Source organism: Neobacillus drentensis, from assembly GCF_036965245.1.
GTDB classification, from domain to species: Bacteria; Bacillota; Bacilli; order Bacillales; family Cytobacillaceae; genus Neobacillus; species Neobacillus drentensis_G.
The window spans coordinates 1-6150 of the sequence record NZ_JBALPG010000141.1 but is presented as its reverse complement, the minus strand read 5'-3'; the positions used below and the strand labels follow the sequence as shown (position 1 = coordinate 6150).

Genomic DNA, 6150 nt, shown 5'->3' with positions numbered 1-6150 from the left:
GATTCTTATAGAATAGATTTATATAGTTTATTAACCATTATAGATTAGAACAGACCAAGTTAATATTTAATTATATTTTGAAATAATTTTGATTACCGTGTCAATCTGCTTTGCCTTTGTCTTTCAAAACAATGTTGAACAATTTTCATTTGATCCCGGTTATCCATCTCAGTAAATTTTAGAGCAATATTTTTTCTATCTAGATTTTTTAATACGTTGATTCGCTGAATTTGGCCTTGAAAGGGTATAATGGCCGTGTCCTTTCGCTTTATAGACGGAAGTATCAAAGTCCCCAAAACCAATTCTCCTTGCTGCAGTTCCATTTCCAATCCACAGCTAAACAATATTCCACCTGCGCTTATATTGATAGTGTATAGCCTATTTTCATTTATCATCAGCAATAAATGGGAATTCACACGAAAATTATCTCTTCGTTGAATCCTGATAATCTCTTTTTCCAGTGGTTTCGATATTCGACATAAAGGGATTGTATCTGTTTTTCTGCCAATAATTTTTGATAGGAACTTATATTGATTTTCATCCACCATATAGATGATATCTACAAGCGATCCTTCCGGTAACAGCCCGATTATTTTCCTATCTAAAGGAAAACTAATTAGAATTTCTTCTTCTCCAACCTCGGCAATAATTGACCGAAATGTCTGATTATGACTTTTTATATCAATCATTATATTCTGATTTACTTTAGGATACATCAACTACACCTGCTATCGTCATTATTAAATTATAATTTTCTTTTTAATTTTATCAAAATAACAGGATAAAAGATACTGAATTTTGGAAATGCTTTACCAAATAGAAAGTGGATCATTTTTTATATCATAAAACTAAAAAAGGATAACACAAAAGCTGCCTGTGTTACCCGAGAAAAAAATTAACGTAAAAAATCTACTAAGGATGTTTGAATAATACGAGCACCTACGGATAATGCAGCACGCTGCACATTTTCCTGAGCCTTCAAATCAATAATTACTTTCGCAATATCCACATCCTCTTCCTTTGATAATAAACTGGTTGTTGATATTTCGATTCCATCGATCCGCGACATACTTAATTCCATTCGGTTTATGCGTGCTCCCAATTCTGAGCGTTCCTTAAGGATATTATCCATCTGATTATCCAATTTACCTAAGTGATCAGTAGTAATCTTATTGGAAGATTTAAAATCGGATTCGATATCTGAGAGCACTTTAAATATCCCACCCATACCGTCATTATTGAATACATCAGTTCCTTTAGTATTTATTTGTACATAATTTGTCTGTCCCACTTGTAACTCTATCAATTCTTCGTTTGTGCTTCTAAACTCTTTTGGTGACCCGGGAACAGCTGGATCCGTCCTATAAGGGGGGTTTTTTACATCAGTTCCCGCAAAAATGTATTTACCTGAAATTTGCGTATTGGCGATTTCACCTAGATGTTCTTTTAGCTGTTTGATTTCTTCTCCAATTGCATAAAGTGCACTTGGATCATTCGTTTCATTAAGTCCCTGTACTGTAAGCTCACGAACTCGCTGTAATACAGAGTTTACCTCATTCATCGCTTCATCTGTCGTATTCATCCAAGAGTGTCCGTCCTCGGTATTTCGTTTAAATTGTTCGACTTCATTAAGCGAAGAACGGTAAAACATTCCATGTACCGCTGTAATTGGATTGTCTGAGGGTCTATTAATTTTCTTTCCTGAAGATGCCTGTTCTTGATATTTTTCCATTGCCTTATTACTTCGCTGTAAATTAAACAAAAAATTTTGATTGAGTATAGTTTGAGTAACTCGGTAACCCATATCGCCCCTCCTACAATCCTACTCGGCCCATGCCGTTGATCACTTTATCTAAACATTGATCCACTGACGTAACAATTCGTGCAGCAGCATTATATGCTTGTTGAAATTTTATCATATTGGCTACTTCTTCATCTAAGGATACACCGGAAACGGATTGGCGGCGATTCTCTACCTGCTTTATAATCCCTTCATAGTTGTTCTGCATCCGTTGAGATTCTTGTGAATCAATACCTAGTTGACCAATGATATTACGATAAAAGTCATCTGCAGTAGAAGTAGTACCCGTAAAATTAAGATCTTTGAATTTGATATTTGCAATTTCTTGAGCGAGTTCACCATTACCTTTAGATGATTGCCCTCCGCCCTCGTCTTTTGCAGCAGCAATTAAATTTAAAGATTTCATGATTTCTGGATTTACTTTCAAGTCTTTCGCGGATGAACCTGTAAAAAATTCCACCTTTGTGTTCGAGACACCTGAAATATTATCTAAATTTAAACCACTTAAATGAACTTCATTTACTGCATTTGCGAATGTCATCGCCAGTTCATTGATTTTATCTTTATAATAAGGAATAGTGGAATTTCGATTTCCTCCCATGATTCCATACGATTCAATGTTTCCCAACAATTCCCCTGAACCCAAATCTACTGTTTGTCCACCAATTTTTATCTCAGCTGGATCTACTAATCCGCTATTTTGGTCAAAGCCGATTGTTAGCTTATTAGATGTTTTGCCAGTAACTAAAGCACCATTACCTACACTGATGTCTACCATGCCATTCGAAGAATTCTTAACATCTATATCCACTATTTTAGAAAGTTGGTCGATTAAGACATCTCGTTGATCAAGTAAATCATTTGGTTGATAGTCATTTACAATCCTTCGAGAAATTTGTTCGTTTAAAATACTAATTTGTGAAGCTAAAGAGTTAACCTCTTCCGTTTTAGTCTTTATTATGTTTTGGAGATCATTCTGCATCTGATCAAGAGAATCCATTATTTGATTGAAAGTTTGGGCAACGGCTACTCCCTTTTGTCTAACTACTGAGCGGACAGCGGCACTGTCAGGGTTTTTCACTAGCTCCTGCCATCCCTTCCAGAATTCATCCATTGTATGCGCTAGACCATCTTCAGATGGTTCGTTCAGAAGTTCTTCAATTCTAGTAAAAGTACCACTTTTTGCTTCATGGTAACCTAGATTTTTGTATTCATTACGAAATTGAACATCTAAAAATTCTTCTCTTAACCTAATCAGTTTATTAACCTCAACACCAGTTCCCAATTGGGCAGGAGATTTATCGCCGTGCATTCCTGGATAAGGAATCGCATTTGTTGCTTGCATTTCTGCCCTTTGACGGCTATATCCAATCGTATTTACATTGGTAATGTTATGACTAGTGGTATTAAGAGCTGATTGCTGTGCATAAAGGCCCCTTTTCCCTAATTCTAATCCATGAAAAGTTGAAGCCATACCCATTCCTTCCTTCTATTAAAATTATACAACTAAACTTTTGCATCTAACAGGTTTGAATATCTATTGACAGCATTTGGTCCATATCCAATAGCTGGTTCTTTTAGAACTAACATCCCCATAGAGTATTGAACATATGAAAGGGATGTATGGATTAATTGTTGGTTACTTTCGTTTATTTGGGTAATTTCCTGAATCAATACACGAAGCTGCTTTGCTATGATTTTTATAGTGGCATTTGTATCAGAATCGTCTTCCATTTTCATTATTTCCTCAAGGGAGAAAGACGAACCCTTAATGCCCTTCTGTTCCAAAAACTCTTGGACTAATAGGTTTCTTTTCTTTTCGAGTTTTTGAATTTCGGCTACGCATAAACTTTCTCGATTGACCATATTCTGAAGATCATTAGTGTCACCCTTAATAAGGATGTGTTGTTTCTCTCTAACCAAATCCAATAAGCGTTTATGGACATCGACAAGAGTTTCCATTGTGTGCTTTAACATTTTTAGATATTCCATTTTCTCAGCTCCTAAATGGAGTTATTCTTCCAAAATTCAATTAGTTTATCGGCAATTTTACTGCTATCAACATGATAATTCCCGTTAGAAATCTGTTTTTTCAATTCTTCCACCCGGTTTGGCCGTTGTGCTTGCTCTGATTTCATCGCTTGAGAAATTTCTCTCCCTAGTGAAGATATTTTCACTTCCGATGAAGAGTTTGATTTTTTTATATTATTTTCTATGTTAGAACGATTCTGTTGATTTTGATAGGAATAAAAACCATATTTCGTATCATTTATTCGCATGAGCCTTGACCTCCTATTCCTCTAATATATATAATCGGCCGTACTAAAAAATAGTTTAGCAAAATTAATAATAAATTAGTAAATTATTAAAAACNNTATTAAAAACTAACGCGGAATCATCTAATAATTAATTCCTTAAAAATTATTAAAACAATTTTTGTATCAAAAAAAATGAGAAGCAGCGGAAAGTAGTTTTCATCGCCTCCCACTGCTGTTTAACTTTAATTTTTATTCTCTTTAATTACAATTTATAATTCACATTTAATCCGACAAAATCGATTTGAAGATCTTGCATTTGGCGAAGGTATACCTTCGTCTTTCCCGGAGTGTAGTTGTGTATTGGCTTATGCGGCGTAAATTCAATCTCAGCTCCCCCTTGTTTCCAGTTGATTGACACCTCACTTGGGGTATAATGAATTTTCACTGAGCCGTAACTCGGGATGAAAGCGACGTTGAAATCGGCCGGTTCAGGGTTACCTTTTTCTGCGGCAATTGACGCAATTGCATCGTACTTATGTTCAATTCTCGCTAATTGATCACCCTCTTGAGAAATTTGAGCAATCGCCTCTAACCCTTCTTGTCTGGAAAATTCAGCCATGTCAGCACTTAACACACTAATCTTTTTAAGATTCAACTCATTCCAAGCCTGTTCTTGATCTATTTCAAGTTGTGATGGTTTACGGTCAATATTCATCTTTGACGGATACTGTTTTATCGATAGATCGGCAGGAATCTGTTGGATTTCCTGCACAGGCTCAACTGTACGTAGTCCAATTTGGGCATAGGTTTGATGCATTCGTATTTGAGGTAGTTGCATTACTTCAACTCCTTAAATTGTTGTTGCTTAATATTATTATATAAAAATGGTATCAAAATTGATGTCAAGTTGCGACAATATTATTTAAAAAGTAAAAATCGTGTTATACCTTTCTATCAATTAATAGTCCCAAACACTTTGTCATAGCCGCATACATATCTAAGAATTTTTTGGGAGGAATTTCTTTCACGACTTCATTCGTTATATCATCAACAACCGCAACATAGTATTCTTGTAACCCCTCATGGAACTCAAATTTTAAATGAGTATTCGAAGCTTTTAAAAAATCGTTCATACTGTTCATTATTTTTTCAGCTTTTTCTTTCTCTTGTTGCTGCATAAACTGATCTTGCTGGTTATCTGAATTTCCTTTTAAATTAAATGAATTTTTATTCTTAGAAAGATCCATTGCTGCACCACTAGAACTTGACAGTTTTTCAATCATACCCTCTGCCTCCTAATAAATGATTATTTATAAGTATTATCGGAAATAATGCAAAAATGATTAGAGCTTTTGGAAATAAAAAGGAATTAAGCAGAAAGAGACCTTAGAATACCTAAGGTCTCTTTCGTTTTGGGTAGATAGATTGTTAGAATCAAAAACCAAACTTATCTTACCTATTTAACTATTACGGTCGTGCTTCCGACAACAAGATATCCATCTACGTATCCACGGAACTCAACCACTACTTTTCCTGGCTGCCAAGTAAATTGGTCACGATCAAACTTAAATTGACCATTTTTAGCTTGCTGCAGTAATCCGTTCGTTCCTGAATTAGCGGAAACTCCATTTAATGTGGCACTGTGTAGATCGAATTTTTTCATGTCAATGCCTTTTGGCACTGTTACTTGAACAGTAAACACTCCCGTGTTGGTTTTAATGATACCTGGATTTACAACAATAGTTGCTTGAACGTATACATTTATTGTCTTTTTCACTATTGTTGTCCACCCTGCTTTATCAGTTACGGTTAACTCTACAGTGTAAGATCCTGGTTTATCAAACTTAATAGGACCTGAGATTTCCTGTCCGTTTACTGTAACCTTTTCATGAGCAATACCCGAAACAGTATCAATAGCCGAATATTCCGGCAAGTATGTTCCTAGTGCATACTCATCATCAAGATTCCAGACGACAATTGGCGCATTTTTATCAATCTTTACGTCAACGGTCTTTTTATCTTCGATGTTACCTGCCTTATCTACACTATAGAAAGATACCTTCGTTACACCTTCCTCACTCACCTTAAAGC

The 6150-nt window shown here is 35.3% G+C and carries 7 protein-coding genes and 1 pseudogene; all 8 read right to left on the bottom strand.

Translation table 11 applies throughout. The features are described from left to right. Positions 1-92: 92 nt before the first annotated feature. On the bottom strand, positions 93-716 hold the full coding sequence (locus V7150_RS22310) for a flagellar brake protein (protein WP_335522604.1): 624 nt from the start codon (positions 714-716) through the stop codon (positions 93-95). A 179-nt stretch (positions 717-895) separates the two neighbouring features. Then, positions 896-1804, bottom strand: coding sequence for a flagellar hook-associated protein FlgL (gene flgL / locus V7150_RS22305; RefSeq protein ID WP_335522602.1), 909 nt, complete (start codon positions 1802-1804; stop codon positions 896-898). A 10-nt stretch (positions 1805-1814) separates the two neighbouring features. Continuing rightward, a complete protein-coding gene (flgK, locus tag V7150_RS22300) occupies positions 1815-3275 on the bottom strand; it encodes a flagellar hook-associated protein FlgK (RefSeq protein WP_335522601.1) in 1461 nt (486 codons plus the stop codon). Between the two features lie 32 nt (positions 3276-3307). After that, the gene (locus V7150_RS22295) at positions 3308-3793 is read right to left on the bottom strand and encodes a flagellar protein FlgN (protein ID WP_335522599.1); all 486 of its coding nucleotides are present in this window, start codon (positions 3791-3793) and stop codon (positions 3308-3310) included. Between the two features lie 11 nt (positions 3794-3804). Further along, the gene (gene flgM, locus V7150_RS22290) at positions 3805-4080 is read right to left on the bottom strand and encodes a flagellar biosynthesis anti-sigma factor FlgM (RefSeq protein WP_335522597.1); all 276 of its coding nucleotides are present in this window, start codon (positions 4078-4080) and stop codon (positions 3805-3807) included. A gap of 241 nt (positions 4081-4321) precedes the next feature. Then, positions 4322-4897, bottom strand: a complete 576-nt coding sequence (locus V7150_RS22285) for a DUF6470 family protein (protein ID WP_335522595.1) — start codon at positions 4895-4897, stop codon at positions 4322-4324. A 103-nt stretch (positions 4898-5000) separates the two neighbouring features. Beyond that, positions 5001-5342 (bottom strand): flagellar protein FlaG, encoded by a 342-nt coding sequence (gene flaG / locus V7150_RS22280; RefSeq protein WP_335522593.1) that lies wholly within the window; start codon positions 5340-5342, stop codon positions 5001-5003. A gap of 173 nt (positions 5343-5515) precedes the next feature. Continuing rightward, positions 5516-6150: pseudogene (locus tag V7150_RS22275) on the bottom strand (OmpL47-type beta-barrel domain-containing protein); the annotation flags it as partial.

Excerpts from the sequence above, each read along its gene's own strand:
- V7150_RS22310 (WP_335522604.1), bottom strand. The coding sequence starts at position 716 with ATGTATCCTAAAGTAAATCAGAATATAATGATTGATATAAAAAGTCAT.
- flaG (WP_335522593.1), bottom strand. The coding sequence starts at position 5,342 with ATGATTGAAAAACTGTCAAGTTCTAGTGGTGCAGCAATGGATCTTTCT.
- V7150_RS22285 (WP_335522595.1), bottom strand. The coding sequence starts at position 4,897 with ATGCAACTACCTCAAATACGAATGCATCAAACCTATGCCCAAATTGGA.
- flgK (WP_335522601.1), bottom strand. The coding sequence starts at position 3,275 with ATGGCTTCAACTTTTCATGGATTAGAATTAGGGAAAAGGGGCCTTTAT.
- flgL (WP_335522602.1), bottom strand. The coding sequence starts at position 1,804 with ATGGGTTACCGAGTTACTCAAACTATACTCAATCAAAATTTTTTGTTT.
- flgM (WP_335522597.1), bottom strand. The coding sequence starts at position 4,080 with ATGCGAATAAATGATACGAAATATGGTTTTTATTCCTATCAAAATCAA.
- V7150_RS22295 (WP_335522599.1), bottom strand. The coding sequence starts at position 3,793 with ATGGAATATCTAAAAATGTTAAAGCACACAATGGAAACTCTTGTCGAT.